We start from the raw sequence: 17,175 nt of genomic DNA on the forward strand, positions 1-17,175 counted from the left end.
CGGGCCCGGAGACCGCGTAACACTGGTCGCGGGATTCCGACACCTCAGGGCTCACCGCTCGATGGAACCTCAAATCAAGCTCTGAACGTCTCCCTCTACGGATTCACCGGCGCGCGCCGGGGTCATGACCCCAGAACCACGACGTGACGCGCGCCGAGGAGACCGTAGAGGGGGAGCCTTGAGCAACACGCCACAGCTGGGGATCGGCATCGGCTGGCGGCCGGAGATCGCCGACGCGGTCGAAGCGCTGCCCGGGGTCGACTGGGTCGAAGCCGTCGCGGAGAACCTCTGCCCCGGCCACCTGCCCGATTCCCTCGTACGCCTCCGCGAGCGCGGTGTCACCGTCGTCCCGCACGGGGTCTCGCTCGGGCTCGGCGGCGCGGACCGCCCGGACGCACAGCGCCTGAGGGACCTCGCCGAGCGAGCCGAGGCCCTCGGGTCGCCGCTGGTCACCGAGCACATCGCCTTCGTACGGGCCGGTGGAGCGCTCACCGGCTCCCCCGTGCTGGAAGCCGGTCATCTGCTGCCGGTCCCGCGTACGTGGGACGCGCTGCGCGTGCTCTGCGAGAACGTACGGATCGCCCAGGACTCCCTGCCCGTGCCGCTCGCCGCGGAGAACATCGCCGCGCTGATCTCCTGGCCCGGCGAGGAGTTGAGCGAGGGGCAGTTCCTCGCGGAGCTGGTCGAGCGCACCGGCGTCCGGCTGCTGATCGATGTCGCCAATCTGCACACCAATCACGTGAACCGCGGCGAGGACCCTGCGAAGGCCCTGGACGAACTGCCGGTCGAGGCCATCGCGTACGTCCATGTCGCGGGCGGCATCGAGCGCGACGGCGTCTGGCACGACACCCACGCCCACCCGGTCACGCGGCCGGTGCTCGATGTACTGGCGCAGCTGCGCTCGCGGGTCGCCCCGCCGGGCGTACTGCTGGAGCGCGACGACGACTTCCCTCCGGCGGCGGAGCTGGCGGGTGAACTGACCGTGATCCGCGAGACGATCACGGCCACCGCGGGACCGGCCACCACGGCCCCCGGGCCGAACATCAAGGCAGAGCCCGGGAGCGAGACCGAGGCCTGGGCCACGCCCCCAGCTCCCGCCGCCGACTCCGTGCCCGCGACCGGAGTCGCCGACGGCGCCCGCGAGCGTCTCGCCCTCGGCCAGACCGCCCTCCTCTCCGCCCTGGTCGCCGGCGCGCCCGTACCGCCGGGATTCGACCCCCGGCGGCTGGACGTGCAGAGCCGCGCCCTCGCCGCCAAGCGCGCCGACGTGATCGCCAAGGTGGCACCGGAACTTCCGGAGATCCTCGGCGCCGGATACCGCCCGGCCTTCCTCGCGTACGCCGCGCACCGGCCCATGAGCGCCGGATACCGCCGCGACGCGCTCGACTTCACCGAACATCTGCTGATCGACGGGCGGCCCGAGCGCTCCGCGGCCCGGCGGCGGCTGACGCTCTGGTGGGAGGAGCGCGCCGGCGCGCGTCCGCCCCGCAGGGCGACCCATCTCGTCCGAGTGGCGCGCGCCGCGCTCATGGGGAGGTGACCCATGACGCTCGCTCTCGTTCTGCTGGTCCATTTGGGCGTCGCGGTCTCGACCGTCCTGCTCCTCGTCGCTGTCAGGCAGTTGCGCGCCCGGGGCTCGGACAGTGCCATCCATGACGCGATGGAGGCCGCGTTCCTCGGCGGCGGTCCCGGCCGGGTCGCGGACGCCGCGATAGCCGGGATGCACGCGGACGGCCGGCTGACCGTCGGCGGGCCGGGCATCGTCGCCGTACAGCGGGCGGTCGCCCACCACCCGGTGGAACAGCTGGTGCTCCAGGAGCATGCGGCGGCGCCCAGCGGCGCCCTGCACACGCTGCGTCTGGCGGTGATGCGGGGCTGGGCCGTGCAGCAGGTGGGGGACGTTCTCGCGGCCCGTGGGCTGCTGGTGGCACCGGCCGAGTGCCGTACGGTGCGCAAGTGGGGCGTCATCCAGGCGGCGGTCTGCTTCCTGTCCCTGCCGGTGGCGCTCGTCCTGTCCATCGTCGCCGTCGCCGTCGCCGACGGCCCTCGCGGCGGCAGCGGCGCGCTCGCCTTCTCCGTTCTGCCGATTCTGTTCGTGGGCGGGCTCTTCGGCTCGACCTGCGCGTCGGCCGCTCGGCATCGCGTCACCCACGGCGGACGGCGGGCACTGCTGAACTTCCAGGCAGGGGTTCCGTACGGAGCCTCGCTTCCGACGGGTCAGCCGTCGTTGACGCAGCCCCCGGTCGCCCAACTGGTCGCGGCGCACGGTCTCGCGGGAATACCGGACCCCTTGCTGCGGGAGCAGTTGCGGGTGGCCGCACGGATGCGGCCGGGGCGGGACTATGTACCGGCACCGCACACGGCCGCCGCGACGGTGGCGTGGTGTTCCGGCGCGGAGCCCGGTTCCGGTACGGGGTGCGGCGGCGCCGGGTCCGGATGCGGCGTCGCGTCCTGCGGAGGCGGAGGTGCTTCCGGCGGTGGCAGCGGCTGTGGGGGAAGCAGCGGCAGCAGCAGCTGCGGCGGAGGTGGAGGCGGAGGAAGCAGTTGTGGCGGAGGCGGCGGGGGTTCCTGAACACCCGCCCACCGAAACGGCGTTGGACCAGGTGACCCGCATCGGGGAAGCCGCCCGTACGACTCGCCGTCACGCCCCACCCCTGTCACCCCCTGCCGGACCCCCACCTGCACAGTCCGCCCCGTCCCGCACTCCGGGAGGCCCTCCCGGGTGGCGGCACGGCGCACCGGGGTCATTGCCCCCGACACCGCGTACAAGTCCTTGCGACGCCCCGCCCCTGTGCCGACCCTTCGGCGTGCGGCTGACCCTCAGCCGCTCGCACGAAGGGAACGCGATGAGAGCGGTAGTGAAGTACGGGGCTCTGACGACCCTCGGCTCCCTGGTCCTGTCGACCCTCGTTGTCGCCCCCGCGGACGGCGCCGACGTCACCAGGGGAGGAGCAGCCCTCCAGAACGTCACTGCCCGAGGCGCCGCGGCCAGGAGCGCCGATCCCCGGAACGCCACCGCCCCCGAGGCCCACGGCGTCATCCGCGCCGTCGCGCGCGCCGGAGGCGCCGGCATCACGTTCCGCGCCTGCCCCAAGGCCGAGGGTCTGCCCGCCCCCATCACCTGCGGCAAGGTCCAGGTCCCGCTCGACTATGCCGAGCCCGACGGCCGGAAGATCAGTCTCACCGTCAGCCGCGTCCGCGCGAGCGGAAAGACCGGCCAACGGCAGGGAGCCCTGGTCTTCAACCCCGGCGGCCCCGGCGCCTCCGGCATGTACTTCCCGCTGGCCGCCGCTCTCCCCGGGTGGAAGCGGATCGCCAGGGCGTACGACCTCGTCGGCTACGCCCCGCGTGGAGTCGGCCGCTCCGCCCCGCTCTCCTGCCAGAACCCGGCGGACTTCGCCAAGGTCCCCACCCAGTCCCCGGTACACCCCTCCGAGTCCTACAAACGGGAGCGGATCGCCAAAGCCAAGGCGTACGCCAAAGGCTGTGCCCGTCACGCCGGCGCCGCGCTCCCCCACTACAACTCGCTCAACAACGCCCGCGATCTGGATGTGCTGCGCGCGGCCCTCGGCGAGCGGAAGCTGACCTTCATGGGAGCGTCGTACGGAACGTACTTCGGCGCGCTCTACGCGAAGCTCTTCCCGTCCCACGTACGCCGGATGGTCTTCGACTCCGCGGTCAACCCCGACCCGCGGCAGATCTGGTACGGCAACAACATGGACCAGTCGGTCGCGTTCGAACGGCGCTGGGCCGACTTCCGTACCTGGGTCGCCAAGCACGACAAGACGTACCACCTGGGCGCCAACGCGGAGGCGGTACGGCGCAGTTACGAGAAGGTCCGCGCCGGGATCACCCGTGAGCCGGCCGGTGGGAAGGTCGGTCCCGGTCAGCTCCAGGCGGCGATGCTGGGGGCCGGTTACTACGACGACTACTGGGCGAGCCGCGCCACCGCTCTCGCCGAGTATCTGAAGGGCAACCCCAAGCCGCTGATCTCCCAGGCCGCCCCGAAGCCGGCGGCCGCGGCCGACAGCGAGAACAGCAACGCCGTCTACACGGCGGTCGAGTGCAATGACGCGCCCTGGCCGACGGACTGGCAGGTCTGGGACCGCGACAACACCGAACTCGCCCGGGTCGCACCCTTCGAGGCCTGGGACAACGCCTGGATGAATCTGCCGTGCGCCTTCTGGCACGCGCCCCGGCAGAGGCCGGTGGACCTCCGCACCCGGCCGGGCGAGCTGCCCCCGACCCTGATCCTGGCCGCCGAACGCGACGCCGCCACACCGTACGAGGGGGCGCTGGAACTCCACCGGCGTCTTGCCGGCTCGTCCCTGGTGACCGAACGGAACGCCGGTACGCACGGAGTCGCAGGCGGCGGGAACGCCTGCGTCAACACGTACGTCGAGAACTACCTGCTGGCCGGAAAGGCGCCCGCACGACGCACGGAATGCGCACCGCACCCGGAGCCGAAACCGGCGGCGCCCAAATCAGCCAAGAGGTTTGTCGACCTGCAAAGAAAGCTCAATCCGGATCCTCGTTCGTGAACGCTTGGGAGCACGGGCCCATCTCCGCGGCTCATGGCACACGCACGCGAACAACGCCATGCCGCCCTGACCGTGATCCGCCACCGGTAGTGCGGGCCTCGCAGTGCTCTGCGGGGCCCGCACTCCGTTCAGACGGCGGGCTCGGGGAGGCGGACCGCCAGGATCCGCCCTCGGATACTTGTCACTTCGTCGTAGCTTCAGGGCGAGGGCCGTCCCATCAGCCCGACAAGGCGTCACAGGCAGGGAGTCGAGATGAGCGCGCAGGACACACAGAACGCGCAGGACACACAGAACGGGCCGGACACGCAGCACGCGCACGACACGGCCAAGAGGCTGCGGGCGATCAGCGACGAGGTGTCGGACCGTTTCTACGAGCGGGACGACGTGGTGCGGACGCTGCTGGTGACGCTGCTGGCCGGACAGCACTCGTTGGTGCTCGGCCCGCCCGGAACCGCGAAGTCCGAGATGGCCCGGGAGCTCACGGGCAGGGTCGAGGGGGCGGCCTACTGGGAGATACTCCTGTCGAAGTTCACCGCGCCCACCAGGATGTTCGGTCCCATCGACGTCGCCGCGCTGGCCCGGGGCGAGTACCGCCAGGTCTACGACGGCCGCGCCACGACCGCGCATGTCGCGTTCATCGACGAGATCTTCAAGTGCTCCACGGCGGCGCTGAACGAGACGTTGGGCTACCTCAACGAGCGGATATACCACCCCGAGAGCGGCGGCGAGCCGATCCGCTGCCCTCTGATCGGGGCCATCACGGCGAGCAACGAACTGCCCGGCGGCGAGGATTCGGCCGCGATCTACGACCGGCTGCTGGTGCGGATCGAGGTCGGGTACCTGGCCGACCCCTCGAAATTCGCCGCGCTGGTCCGCTCCGCCGTCAACCGCCCGGCGGCACCGGCACGTACCACCATCGAACTGGCCGCGTTACAGCACGCGGTGAGCGAAGCCGTCCCGGCCGTGGACGTCCCCGACGTGATCGTGGACGCGGTGTGTACGCTGCGGGCCGCCCTGCGCCGCAAGGAACTCGTCGCCTCCGACCGCCGCTGGCGCCAGGCGGTGGGCCTGCTCCAGGCGTCCGCGTACCTCGACGGCCGCCCGGCGGTCGCCGAGACCGACCTGTCGGTGCTGACTCATGTGCTGTGGGACTCCCCCGCCGAGCGCCCGGCCGTCGAGCGCGAGGTGCTGCAACTGATCAACCCCGACGCCAAGGAGGCACTCGAACTGGCCGACGCCATCGAGGAGCTGGAGGCCCAGCTCGACGCCATGGCCGGGCAGTCCCGCGAGGCGCTGAGCGAGTGGGTCATCAAGAAGGCACACAACAAGCTCGCCATGGCGGGAAAGCGGCTGGAGAAGCTGCGCGAGGAGGCGGCGGGCGCCGGCCGCTCCACCGCCGCCATCGACCGGGTCACCGGCCGCCAGCGCGCCGTCCGCGCCCGCGTTCTCACCGAGGCACTCGGCCTGGACGCGAGCATGGTGCAGGCGCAGCTCTGAACACCGGGGGGGATAAGGACCATGGGCAGGACACCGAGCAGGCTCAACGAGCTGGCGGGCCCGGCCGGGAAGTGGCTGGGCCTGTCCGGCGCCGCTCCCGAGCGGCACACCGCGGCCGTGGTCGCGGACCGGTTCGAACAGATCGCATGGCGCGACACCTACGAGCAGTCGGCCGGACTGCGCGAGCTGGCCGAGGAGTTGAACGAGCGCTACGACCACACCACCGACCTCCTGACCGACACGTTCCTGGCCGCCTACAAGGCCGGCCCGCGGTTGCGCGAGCGTGCGGAGATGGACCCCTCCCGGCTGGTCAACCATCAGGTCATCACCTCACTGATGGAGTCACCGGAGTTCGCCGAGCTGCGCCGGGAGACGGCCGGCGACGCCTACGCCGCCGCCATGGCCGTGCTCGCCCAGGCCGCCGCGCTGCGCCGGATGCCGGCGGGCTCCCGGAACGCCCAGGAGCAGTCCGAGCGGGCGAAGAAGGCCCGGCAGGACGCCGAAGGCGCGGCGACCGCCGTGGGCGAGGCGCTCCAGCGGGCCGCCGACGGAGCCGACGAGGACGGCACCGTACCGGCCCCGGCCGCCGACGCCGTACGACAGGCGATCGATGCCGCCGAGGCTGCCAAGGCCGCCGCTCAACAGGCCGCCCAGGACGCCGCGCAGGCCCTCGCGGCGGCGGCCCCCGGCATCCGTGCCGGCGCGCGGAACGCGGCGGCGAAGGCCGCCGAGGCCGTACGGGAGGAGGCCGCGCTGATGCGGGCATGGGGCGTTGCTCCCGGCGAGCTGGAGCGGATGCCGTTCGACCGGCGCGCCGGCCTCGCGGAGCGGCTGCGCACCAGCCGTCTCGCGCAGTGGGCCGGGCTGATCGGCCGTTTCCGGCAGATGGCCGGCGGTGAGCGCGCTCGCAAGGTGGAAAACGCCACCGGGGAACTGGTCGGCGTCACGCTCGGAAACGACCTCTCCCGTGTCATCCCCTCCGAGCTGACCAACCTCGGTCTGCCCGCGCTGCGTGCGGTGTTCGCCGCGCGCTACGCCGCCGGGGAGTTGATGCTCTACGACAGCCAGGGGGAACAGAGCACCGGCCAGGGCGCCGTCATCGCGTGCGTGGACACCTCGCACTCCATGTACGAGGCGGGGCCCGGCGGAGTCACCCGGGAGGCGTGGGCCAAGGCGTGCGCCCTCGCGCTGCTGGATCAGGCGCGTCATGCCAAGCGTGACTTCGTCGGCATCCTGTTCTCCGCCGCCGACAGGATCCAGGTCTTCCGCTTCCCGGCGGACCGGCCCGCCGGTATCGCCCGGGTGCTCGACTTCGCGGAGACCTTCCTCGGCGGCGGCACCAGCTACCAGAGGCCGCTGACAGCGGCCGGTGAACTGCTGGAGGAGGAGTTCAACGACGCGGCACGCGCGCGCGGCGACATCGTGATGATCACCGACGACGAATGCGGCGTCACCGAGGAATGGATGCGCGGCTGGAACGACACCAAGCGCCTGCTGGGCTTCCGGGTCTTCGGCGTGGCCATCGGCGCCCCGCGCGCCACCGAGGCCGGTTCGGTCCTGGAGGCCCTGTGCGACAACCTCCGGTCCATCGACGACCTCACCGATGTCCACGCCGCCGCCGACCTGTTCCGCGTGATCTGACCGGGCCTCAGCGACCTCGCGGGCAGGGCAGGGTGTGCTCTCGGGGAAGCATCGACCCGGGTTCCATCGGCCGCGATCGACGCGGAACGGGCCAGAACGGGGAAGAACGAGATTCTTCCCCGCAAGTCGCCACGTTCCGCGAGTCGGCGGCCGATGGGAACCCGGAGCCGAACCCGGTGTCGCTGGACGACCGGTCGAACAGCTGGAGGCTGTCGCCGATCATCTGATCTTCCGGGCGGGATGGCCGGGTTCGCTCGTACGGAGCGGTCCCGGCCACCAAATCCACATCCCTCCAGCCTCGCACAGATCACCGCTCGCATGCACACGAGCGGCGAGGCTTTGGGGGAGCCTTACGCCAGACCCGCCACCAGGTCCGCCACCGACTTGCGGCGGCCGGTGTAGAACGGGACCTCTTCCCGCACGTACAACCGCGCCTGGGAGGCCCGCAGATGGCGCATCAGGTCGACGATCCGGTACAGCTCGTCGGCCTCGAACGCCAGAATCCACTCGTAGTCGCCGAGCGAGAACGACGCCACGGTGTTGGCGCGCACGTCCGGGTAGCCGCGGGCCATCTTGCCGTGGTCCGCGAGCATCTGGCGCCGCTCCTCGTCGGGCAGCAGGTACCAGTCGTACGAGCGCACGAAGGGGTAGACGCTCACATAGTCGCGGGGCTTCTCGTCGGCCAGGAAGGCCGGCACGTGCGACTTGTTGAACTCGGCGGGACGGTGCAGCGCCATGTTCGACCAGACCGGCTCCAGCGCCCGCCCGAGCCGGGTGCGGCGGAAGCGGTTGTACGCGTCCTGGAGCTCGTCCGCGGTCTCGGCGTGCCACCAGATCATGACGTCGGCGTCGGCGCGCAGCCCGGACACGTCGTACGTCCCGCGTACGGTGATGTCCTTGGCGCCGAGCTGGTCGAACAGCTCCTGGACCTCGTCCGCGTAGCCGGTCCGGTCCTCGGGCAGCACGTCGCGCAGCTTGAAGACGGACCACAGCGTGTAGCGGATGACCTCGTTGAGGTCCTTGGCCTTCTTGCCCGCGTTCGCGGTCTTCTCTGGAGCAGCAGTCATGGGGCTATTCTCCCGCGCCTCGGCCGGTGCCCCGCGCCAGGGTCGACGTGGCGATGATCTCGTCGGCGGCCCGCCGGGCGCTCGCGATACAGGCCGGGATGCCGACGCCGTCGTACGCCGCGCCGCAGAGCCGCAGTCCGGGCAGCTTGGCGACCGCCTCGCGGACCCGGGCGACGCGCTCCTGGTGGCCGACCGGGTACTGCGGCAGACCGGCGATCCAGCGGGTCACCTCGGTCGCCACCGGCCTCGCGGAGAGCCCGACGGCCTCGCCGAGGTCGTGCAGCGAGACGTCGACGAGATCGGCGTCGTCGTGGTGCAGCCGCTCCTCCTCGCCGTACCGGCCGATGGACGTACGCAGGACGAAGAGGTCGGGCGCGGCGTCCGCGACCCAGCCCCACTTGCGGGTGGAGAAGGTCGACGCCTTGATCGTGCGGCCGTCGACGGACGGCACGAGGAATCCGCTGCCCTCGGGGACCGTGGTGAGATCGCGGCGCCGGAACGCCATCGTCACCAGGGCCATCGAGGCGTACTCGACCTCGGCCAGTTCCGCCGAGGCGACCGGGGACTCGTCGCTGAGCAGTGCGGAGGCGGACCACGCGGGGGTCGCCAGGACCACGCCGTCGGCCGTCAGGGTCCGCCGGTCGGTACGGATCCGCCAGCCGCCGGTGGCGGAGGCACCGCGTGCGCCCTCAGGGCTGTGGGGGCGGGTGAGGCCGAGTACGGGCGTCTCCATGAGGATCTCGCCGCCCGCTGCCCGTACGGCGTCCGCGACGGCGCCTGGCAGCCGCCCCACACCGCCCTCGATGCCGGTGAAGACAGCGCCGCCCGGCTGCCGTGGGGCGGCTTTCGCCTGGACCGCCCGGACGCCCTCCAGCAGCGAGTCGTGGTTCCTGGCGGCGTCGAGGAGCTGTGGGACGGCGGCCTTCATGGAGATGCGGTACGCGTCGCCCGCGTAGACCCCGCCGAGCAGCGGGTCCACCAGCCGGTCGACGACCTCGCGGCCGAGGCGCTCCGCGACGTACTCGCCGACCGGGACGTCGTCGCCGATCGCGGTGGGGGCCAGTTCCGGCTCCCGGGCGATGCGGGCGAGGCCCTCGGCGGAGAGCAGCCCCGCGAGGGCGGCGGGATCGCCGGGAACGCCCATCACATGGCCCTTGGGCATGGGCCGCAGCTCGCCACGCGTCCAGACCGAGGAGGTGGTGGCGGTGGGCGGCTGGAGCAGCTCGCCGAGCCCTACGGCCTGGGCCAGATCGACGGCCTCGGGGCGGCGCGCGAGCATCGATTCGGCGCCGAGGTCGACGGGAGCGCCCGCGATCTCCCCCGTCCTGAGCTTTCCGCCGAGCCGGTCGCCGGCCTCCAGCAGGGTCACCCTGATCCCGGCGCCCAGCAGCCGGTGCGCGGCCGCGAGACCGGCGATACCGCCCCCGATGACCACGACATGGCCCATATGCGTGTCCATGTGCTGCGCGCTCGACTCCATGCCCTCCACTCTCTCAAACCGGCGCCGGGCCGCCTCCGCCGGTCGCCTCGTCACGGAACGGGTGCCGCCCCGGCCGGGGCGCGTGCCGGCTCCCGTACCAACTTCCGTACCGGCTCCCGTATCGAGGTCCGTACCGAGTCCTGACCGTGACCTCTTCGGAACCGGAAATGAGCAACCCGCACAGGGGCCCCGCACGTCGAACCGGCGCCATTCAAGAGATCTGTCCCAGGGGGGCCATCATGCGTGCGATGCCGGCGCTTGCCGCAGCACTTCTCACCGCCTCACTCGCGCTCGCGGGATGTTCCGCGAGCGACGAGAAAAGCACCGCGTCGGACAGCGCGGCGAAACCGGCCCAGGAGCGGCAGGAGGGCCCGGCGGGGGCCGGGTCCGCGGCCGACAGTGCCCCGTCGGCGGCGCCCGGCGCCACGGGGGAAAAGGCGCGGACGTCCACACCGGCCGCGAGCCATGTGATCCGCACCGCCCAGCTCACCGTGCGTGTCAAGAACACACAGAAGGCGCTCACCACGGCGCGTGACGCGGCCGAGAAGGCCGGCGGTCTCGTGCAGAACGAGTCCACCGAGCGGGTCGAGGACGACCATGTGATGTCGAGTGTCGTGCTGCGCGTGCCACAGGACTCGTACGACTCGGTCCTGGCCGAACTGGCGGGCACCGGCACCCTGATCGCGCGCCGGAGCGAGGCCAAGGACGTCACCGACCAGGTGGTCGACGTGAACAGCAGGGTCGCCTCGCAGCGGGTGAGCGTGGACCGCGTACGGAAGTTGATGGACCGGGCCACCGGTCTCAGCGATGTGGTGGCGCTGGAAGGGGAGTTGAGCACCCGTCAGTCGGCGCTGGAGTCGCTGCTCGCCCAGCAGGCGTCCCTCAAGGACCGCACCACCCTGGCCACCATCACCCTCGAACTGACCGAGACCCCGGCCTCCGAGGAGGAGAAGGCGGACGAAGGACCGGGATTCCTGGACGCGTTGGACGGCGGCTGGGACGCGTTCACCGCGACCCTGCGCTGGATCACCGTGGTAATCGGCGCGGTGGCGCCGTTCGCCGCCGCACTGGCCGTGCTCTACCTGCTGTGGCGGCTGATACACGGCCGGCTGCCCCGACGGCCCGCACCGGCGGCCACCCCCGTCACGGCGGGCGAAGGGGGAACAGCGGCCGAGGGCATGGCCGGGCGGGACTGACCCCCGGCGCCCGCGTAGCGTTCCCCTCGGACACGGACACGGACACGGACATGACCTACGTGGACATGACCGACGCGGACACGACCGAGGGGACGCGCAATGGCGGCAGAGCGCTTGGTGGTCATCGGCGGCGATGCGGCGGGCATGTCCGCCGCATCGCAGGCCCGCCGGATGAAGGGCCCGGAGGAGCTGGAGATCGTCGTCTTCGAGCGCGGCCACTTCACCTCGTACTCCGCGTGCGGCATCCCGTACTGGGTGAGCGGCGACGTACCGTCGCGCGACGACCTGATCGCCCGTACGCCGGAGGAGCACCGCGAGCGCGCCATCGACCTGCGGATGCGCACGGAGGTCGTGGAGATCGATCCGGCGGGCAGGGTCCGCGCACGCGAACTCTCCGACGGCACGGGGAACGGTACGGAGAGCTGGACGCGCTTCGACAAACTGGTCGTCGCGACCGGCGCGCGCCCGGTACGGCCCGCGCTGCCCGGGATCGACGCGCCGGGCGTGCACGGGGTGCAGAACCTCGACGACGGCCAGGCGCTGCTCGACACTCTCGCCGGTACGGAGCGCGGCCGGGCGGTGGTCGTCGGAGCGGGCTACATCGGGGTGGAGATGGCGGAGGCGCTGCTCAAGCGCGGCTACGAGGTCACCGTCGTCCACCGCGACGCGCAGCCGATGGCCACGCTCGACCCCGGCATGGGACGGCTGGTCCACGAGGCGATGGACGGCATGGGCATCACCACCGTGGGCGGGGCTGCCGTCACCGGGATCCTCACCGGCGCCGACGGCCGGGTGCGAGCCGTGGCCACCGAGGACGCGGAGTATCCGGCGGACGTCGTCGTGCTCGGCATCGGCGTCGAACCGGAGACGACCCTGGCCCAGGCCGCCGGACTGCCCGTCGGACCGCACGGAGGACTGCTCACCGATCTCTCGATGCGGGTGCGCGGCCACGAGAACATCTGGGCGGGCGGCGACTGTGTCGAGGTCCTCGATGTCGTCTCGGGCACCACCCGCCACATCGCGCTCGGCACGCACGCCAACAAGCACGGCCAGATCATCGGCGCGAACGTGGGCGGCGGCTACGCGACCTTCCCCGGTGTGGTCGGTACGGCCGTCAGCAAGGTCTGCGACCTGGAGATCGCCCGCACGGGCCTGCGGGAGAAGGACGCCCACCGGGCGGGCCTCCAGTTCGTCACCGCGACCATCGAGTCCACCAACAGCGCCGGCTACTACCCGGGCGCGGCCCTGATGACGGTGAAGATGCTCGCGGAGCGCCGTACGGGCCGGCTGCTGGGCGTCCAGATCGTCGGCCGCGTGGGCGCCGCCAAGCGCGTGGACATCGCGGCGGTCGCGCTGACCGCCGGAATGACGGTGGAGCGGATGACGACACTCGACCTCGGCTACGCCCCGCCGTTCTCCCCGGTCTGGGACCCGATCCTGGTCGCAGCGCGCAAGGCGACGACGGCGGTGAGGGAGGCGGGAATCTGACCCGCCTCCCCGACGCCTCCGAAGACGGCGACAGGGCTACCGGGCGGTCCGCGTGTGGACGTACTCCACGAGCCGGCTCAGGGCGTCCGGGTCCATGCTCGGCAGCACGCCGTGGCCCAGGTTGAAGACATGGCCCTCCAGGCCGGCCGCCGCGTCCAGCACCTCCTGGGCCTTGGCCTCGACCGCCTCGGCCGGGGCGAAGAGGACGGCCGGGTCGAGGTTGCCCTGGAGCGCCTTGCCGGGGCCGACCCGGCGGGCCGCCTCGTCCAGCGGCACACGCCAGTCGACACCGACGACATCCGCGCCGGCCTCGCCCATCAGGCCGAGCAACTCGCCTGTACCGACACCGAAGTGGATACGCGGCACGCCGTACGGGGCGACCGCGTCGAAGACCTTGGCCGAGGCCGGCAGGACGGAACCGCGGTAGTCGGCGGGGGCCAGCGCGCCCACCCAGGAGTCGAAGAGCTGTACCGCGCTCGCGCCCGCCTCGATCTGCACCTTCAGGAAGGCGCCGGTGATGTCCGCGAGCCGGTCGAGCAGGTCCGCCCACAACTCCGGGTCGCCGTACATCATCGCTTTGGTGTGCTCGTGGTTACGGGACGGGCCGCCCTCCACGAGATAGCTCGCCAAGGTGAACGGCGCACCGGCGAAGCCGATGAGCGGGGTGGATCCCAACTCGGCCGTCAGCATGCCGATCGCCTCGGTGACGTACCAGACGTCTTCCGGCGTGAGGTCGCGCAACCGGTCGAGATCGGCGCGGGAGCGGATCGGGTCGGCGACGACGGGACCGACACCCGGCTTGATGTCGAGATCGACACCGATCGCCTTGAGGGGGACGACGATGTCACTGAAGTAGATCGCGGCGTCGACCTTGTGACGCCGTACGGGCTGGAGCGTGATCTCCGTGACCAAGTCGGGCCGCATGCAGGACTCCAGCATCGGAATCCCCTCGCGCACCTTCAGGTACTCCGGCAGCGAACGCCCCGCCTGGCGCATGAACCAAACCGGTGTGTGCGGCACCGGTTCACGTCGGCACGCCTTCATAAAGGCCGATTCGTACGTCTTCGTCTGCTGGCCCGAAGGGCGGTCAATGGCGCTCACGCCCAGAATCTTCGCATGCAACGGGGAAGCGGCCGCCCCGGCCCGGGTGTCCCTCCCTGCGCGAGACGCGGGTTCCGCCTACTCTTCCCCGCATGGCTGCGGCTCAGGGACAGTTTTCCGATCATTCCAACGGCACCGAGGGAAAGGGCAGCGGGGAGGGGGGCTCCGTCCCGTCCGCGTTCCGGACGGCGGTCGAAGCACTGCGGGCTGCGCGACTGCGCCCCGAGATCGAGATCGACCCGACCCCGCCGCCGAAAAGGCTGGCGCCGTACGCGTACGCCCTGGAGGCGGCGGCCGTGGACGGCGAGGACGACCTGGCGGACGGCCGGCTCATCCTGCTCCACGACCCGGCCGGGCACGACGCCTGGCACGGCACCTTCCGGCTGGTGACGCTCGTACGGGCGGAACTGGAGCCGGAGATGGCCGTCGACCCGCTGCTGCCCGACGTGTGCTGGTCCTGGCTGACGGGCGCGCTGGAGGCGCGCGGACTGTCGTACGGCGAGGCGAGCGGCACCGTCACCCGCGCGGGATCGCACTACTTCGGCGGCCTGTCGGAGCGCCGGCCCGCGACACAGATCGAGATCCGGGCGTCCTGGACGCCGCGCGAGGGCCTGGGCTCGGTGCCGGACTCGGCGGCACACCTGGCGGCCTGGTGCGATCTGCTCTGCCAGGTCGCGGGGCTGCCGCCGGCCGCTCCCGGGCCGCTCACCGGACCCGGCGACGCGGGACCGGCCGCGGGCGTGGTGTCACTGCCGCAACGACGCGGCCCCCAGGCCCGCTGACGCAGCCACGCACCGTGGCCCCGGCGCGGGGGTCCCGGCTTCCCTGTTCCCACCGCGCTTCCCCTGTTCCCGCCGTTCCGGCTCGCCTCCGCATCACCAGCACCCTGACGTTCGCAGGCGCCCTGACGTCCCTTCACGGCACCGCCGCAGCGTGCCCTCCGTACACCCCTCGCATGGGGACCAGTCATAGGGCGCTCGATCACCCGTCCTAATTGCCCGAATTGTTACTCACCAAATCGTGATCATTCTCTAAAGGCGGGCGAGGTTGCTGCCGAAGAGGTCAATGACCCTTCAAGCACGGATCGCCCCGGCTTCATCCCCCGAGCCGGCTGCGTCCCGCACCTTCCCCAGGAGGCCTGGTGTCCGTTCTCCTCGAGCAGCCCGCAAGCCTGGTCGCCTACCGCCCGAACAAGCCGACGGCCATGGTCGTCGTGGCCGACCCACGCGTCCGCTCCACCGTCACCCGCCACCTGTGGGCCCTTGGAGTACGTGACGTCATCGAGGCGTCGTCCATCGCGGAGGCACGCCCCCGCGTCGGCAACCCGCGCGACATCTGCGTTGCCGACGTCCACCTGCCCGACGGTTCCGGGCTGACCCTGCTGTCCGAGACCCGAGCCGCGGGCTGGCCCAACGGCCTCGCCCTCTCCGCCGCCGACGACATCGGCGCGGTGCGCAACGCCCTCGCGGGCGGCGTCAAGGGATATGTCGTCACCGGCACACGTACGAATATCGGCCACCCCACCCGCCCCGGCGCCGCCCCCATCGGCGCGGGAGCACGGATGCACCGCCGCCCCCCGGGCGCCCCGAGCCACCCGGGCGGCTACCGCGAGCTCTCCGGCCGTGAGGTCGAGGTGCTCAGACTGGTCGCCGAAGGCCAGTCCAACAAGGCCATCGGCGTCTCCATGGGGCTGTCCGCACTGACCGTCAAGAGCCACCTCGCCCGTATCGCGCGCAAGCTCGGCACGGGTGACCGGGCGGGAATGGTCGCCGTGGCCCTCCGTACCGGAATCATCCACTGACCGCTTCTCGCCCCCCATCGCCCGCCGACGGAACGTTCCGTCGGCGGGCGCCTTCTGTTCACCGATACCCTTGACAGGTGACCGACGCCCAAGAGACCGCAGCAGACCCAGCACTGCGAACCACCGGGGGCGCTCCCCCGGACGACGTCGAATCGGCGCCGATCCCCTTGTTGGAGCCCCGCGAAGGCATTCCGCCGGTGGTCGCCACCGACGACGCGCTGGCCGAAGTGATCGCGGCGTTCGCCGCCGGCACCGGCCCCGTGGCCGTCGACGCCGAGCGCGCGTCCGGCTACCGGTACGGGCAGCGCGCCTACCTCGTCCAGCTCCGCCGCGAAGGCGCGGGCACGGCACTCGTCGACCCGGTCGGCTGCCCCGACCTCTCCGGCCTCGGCGAGGCCCTCGACGGCACCGAGTGGATCCTGCACGCCGCCACCCAGGATCTTCCCTGCCTGCGCGAAATAGGCATGATGCCCACCCGGCTCTTCGACACGGAGCTGGCCGGCCGGCTGGCGGGCTTCCCCCGGGTCGGCCTCGGCGCGATGGTCGAGAACGTTCTCGGCTACGCGCTGGAGAAAGGCCACTCCGCCGTCGACTGGTCGACCCGCCCGCTCCCCGAGCCCTGGCTGCGCTACGCGGCACTGGACGTCGAGCTGCTCGTCGACCTGCGGGACGCGCTGGAGAAGGAGCTGGACCGGCAGGGCAAGCTGGACTGGGCCCACCAGGAGTTCGACGCGATCGCCTCGGCCCCGCCGGCCCCGCCGCGCAAGGACCCCTGGCGCCGGACATCCGGAATGCACAAGGTACGGCGCCGCCGTCAGATGGCGGTCGTACGGGAACTGTGGACCACCCGCGACAAGGTCGCGCAGCGGCGTGACATCTCGCCCGGCAAGGTGCTGAGCGACACCGCGATCATCGAGGCGTCGCTGTCCCTGCCGGCGAACGTGCACGCGCTGATGGCACTGCCCGGCTTCGGCCACCGGATGGGGCGGCGCCAGCTGGAACAGTGGCAGGCCGCGGTCGACCGGGCCAGGGCACTGCCCGACACGGAGCTGCCGCAACCCGGCCAGCAGGTCTCCGGCCCGCCGCCGCCGCGATCCTGGGCGGACAAGGACCCGGACGCGGCCGCACGGCTGTCGGCGGCCCGCGCGGCGGTCTCCGAGCTGGCGGAACGGCTGAACATGCCGCAGGAGAACCTGATCACGCCGGACACCGTGCGGCGGGTGTGCTGGGAGCCGCCGCAGGAGCCTACAGAGGCGAGCGTGGCGGAGGCGCTGGGCGCGCATGGCGCGCGGGTATGGCAGGTGGAACAGGTGGCGCCGCTCCTGACTCGGGCGCTGTCGGCGTCTTCGTCGGGCTGAGTGGG

General features: G+C 72.0%; 13 protein-coding genes. 10 read left to right on the forward strand and 3 right to left on the reverse strand.

From position 1 onward, the window contains the following. Positions 1-178: 178 nt before the first annotated feature. The 5 genes from ACIOJD_RS19475 to ACIOJD_RS19495 all read left to right on the forward strand — a co-directional run bounded on the left by ACIOJD_RS19475 (position 179) and on the right by ACIOJD_RS19495 (position 7,679). Complete coding sequence (locus ACIOJD_RS19475; RefSeq protein ID WP_401914983.1) at positions 179-1,540, forward strand: DUF692 domain-containing protein; 1,362 nt, start codon at positions 179-181, stop codon at positions 1,538-1,540. 3 nt (positions 1,541-1,543) lie between these two features. Further along, positions 1,544-2,572, forward strand: a complete 1,029-nt coding sequence (locus ACIOJD_RS19480) for a TIGR04222 domain-containing membrane protein (protein ID WP_401914986.1) — start codon at positions 1,544-1,546, stop codon at positions 2,570-2,572. A 274-nt stretch (positions 2,573-2,846) separates the two neighbouring features. After that, on the forward strand, positions 2,847-4,541 hold the full coding sequence (locus tag ACIOJD_RS19485; protein ID WP_401914989.1) for an alpha/beta hydrolase: 1,695 nt from the start codon (positions 2,847-2,849) through the stop codon (positions 4,539-4,541). Positions 4,542-4,793: 252 nt separating this feature from the next. After that, positions 4,794-6,038 carry an AAA family ATPase gene (locus ACIOJD_RS19490; protein ID WP_401914991.1) on the forward strand — a complete coding sequence of 415 codons (1,245 nt, stop codon included), beginning with the start codon at positions 4,794-4,796 and terminating at the stop codon, positions 6,036-6,038. A gap of 21 nt (positions 6,039-6,059) precedes the next feature. Continuing rightward, a complete protein-coding gene (locus ACIOJD_RS19495) occupies positions 6,060-7,679 on the forward strand; it encodes a VWA domain-containing protein (protein WP_401914994.1) in 1,620 nt (539 codons plus the stop codon). 350 nt (positions 7,680-8,029) lie between these two features. On the opposite strand, the gene hemQ is transcribed toward ACIOJD_RS19495, so the two are convergent. After that, positions 8,030-8,746 (reverse strand): hydrogen peroxide-dependent heme synthase, encoded by a 717-nt coding sequence (gene hemQ, locus ACIOJD_RS19500; RefSeq protein WP_401914997.1) that lies wholly within the window; start codon positions 8,744-8,746, stop codon positions 8,030-8,032. A gap of 4 nt (positions 8,747-8,750) precedes the next feature. Continuing rightward, on the reverse strand, positions 8,751-10,226 hold the full coding sequence (hemG, locus tag ACIOJD_RS19505; RefSeq protein WP_401915000.1) for a protoporphyrinogen oxidase: 1,476 nt from the start codon (positions 10,224-10,226) through the stop codon (positions 8,751-8,753). A gap of 239 nt (positions 10,227-10,465) precedes the next feature. On the opposite strand from hemG, the gene ACIOJD_RS19510 reads away from it, so the two are divergent. Both ACIOJD_RS19510 and ACIOJD_RS19515 read left to right on the forward strand, forming a co-directional pair. Continuing rightward, the gene (locus ACIOJD_RS19510; RefSeq protein ID WP_401915004.1) at positions 10,466-11,422 is read left to right on the forward strand and encodes a DUF4349 domain-containing protein; all 957 of its coding nucleotides are present in this window, start codon (positions 10,466-10,468) and stop codon (positions 11,420-11,422) included. Positions 11,423-11,521: 99 nt separating this feature from the next. Beyond that, entirely contained in the window at positions 11,522-12,910 is a 1,389-nt protein-coding gene (locus ACIOJD_RS19515) for an FAD-dependent oxidoreductase (protein WP_401915005.1), read from the forward strand. Between the two features lie 36 nt (positions 12,911-12,946). Here ACIOJD_RS19515 and hemE read toward each other — a convergent pair whose 3' ends face one another. After that, positions 12,947-14,011 carry a uroporphyrinogen decarboxylase gene (hemE, locus tag ACIOJD_RS19520; protein ID WP_401915006.1) on the reverse strand — a complete coding sequence of 355 codons (1,065 nt, stop codon included), beginning with the start codon at positions 14,009-14,011 and terminating at the stop codon, positions 12,947-12,949. 92 nt (positions 14,012-14,103) lie between these two features. Between hemE and ACIOJD_RS19525 the strand changes: the two genes are divergently transcribed. The 3 genes from ACIOJD_RS19525 to ACIOJD_RS19535 all read left to right on the forward strand — a co-directional run bounded on the left by ACIOJD_RS19525 (position 14,104) and on the right by ACIOJD_RS19535 (position 17,170). Beyond that, on the forward strand, positions 14,104-14,793 hold the full coding sequence (locus ACIOJD_RS19525; protein WP_401915008.1) for a DUF3000 domain-containing protein: 690 nt from the start codon (positions 14,104-14,106) through the stop codon (positions 14,791-14,793). Positions 14,794-15,152: 359 nt separating this feature from the next. Further along, positions 15,153-15,812, forward strand: coding sequence for a LuxR C-terminal-related transcriptional regulator (locus ACIOJD_RS19530; protein WP_401884048.1), 660 nt, complete (start codon positions 15,153-15,155; stop codon positions 15,810-15,812). Positions 15,813-15,889: 77 nt separating this feature from the next. Further along, on the forward strand, positions 15,890-17,170 hold the full coding sequence (locus ACIOJD_RS19535) for an HRDC domain-containing protein (protein WP_401915010.1): 1,281 nt from the start codon (positions 15,890-15,892) through the stop codon (positions 17,168-17,170). Positions 17,171-17,175 lie beyond the last annotated feature (5 nt).

This window comes from Streptomyces sp. NPDC088116 (assembly GCF_044741745.1).
Taxonomy (GTDB): Bacteria; Actinomycetota; Actinomycetes; order Streptomycetales; family Streptomycetaceae; genus Streptomyces.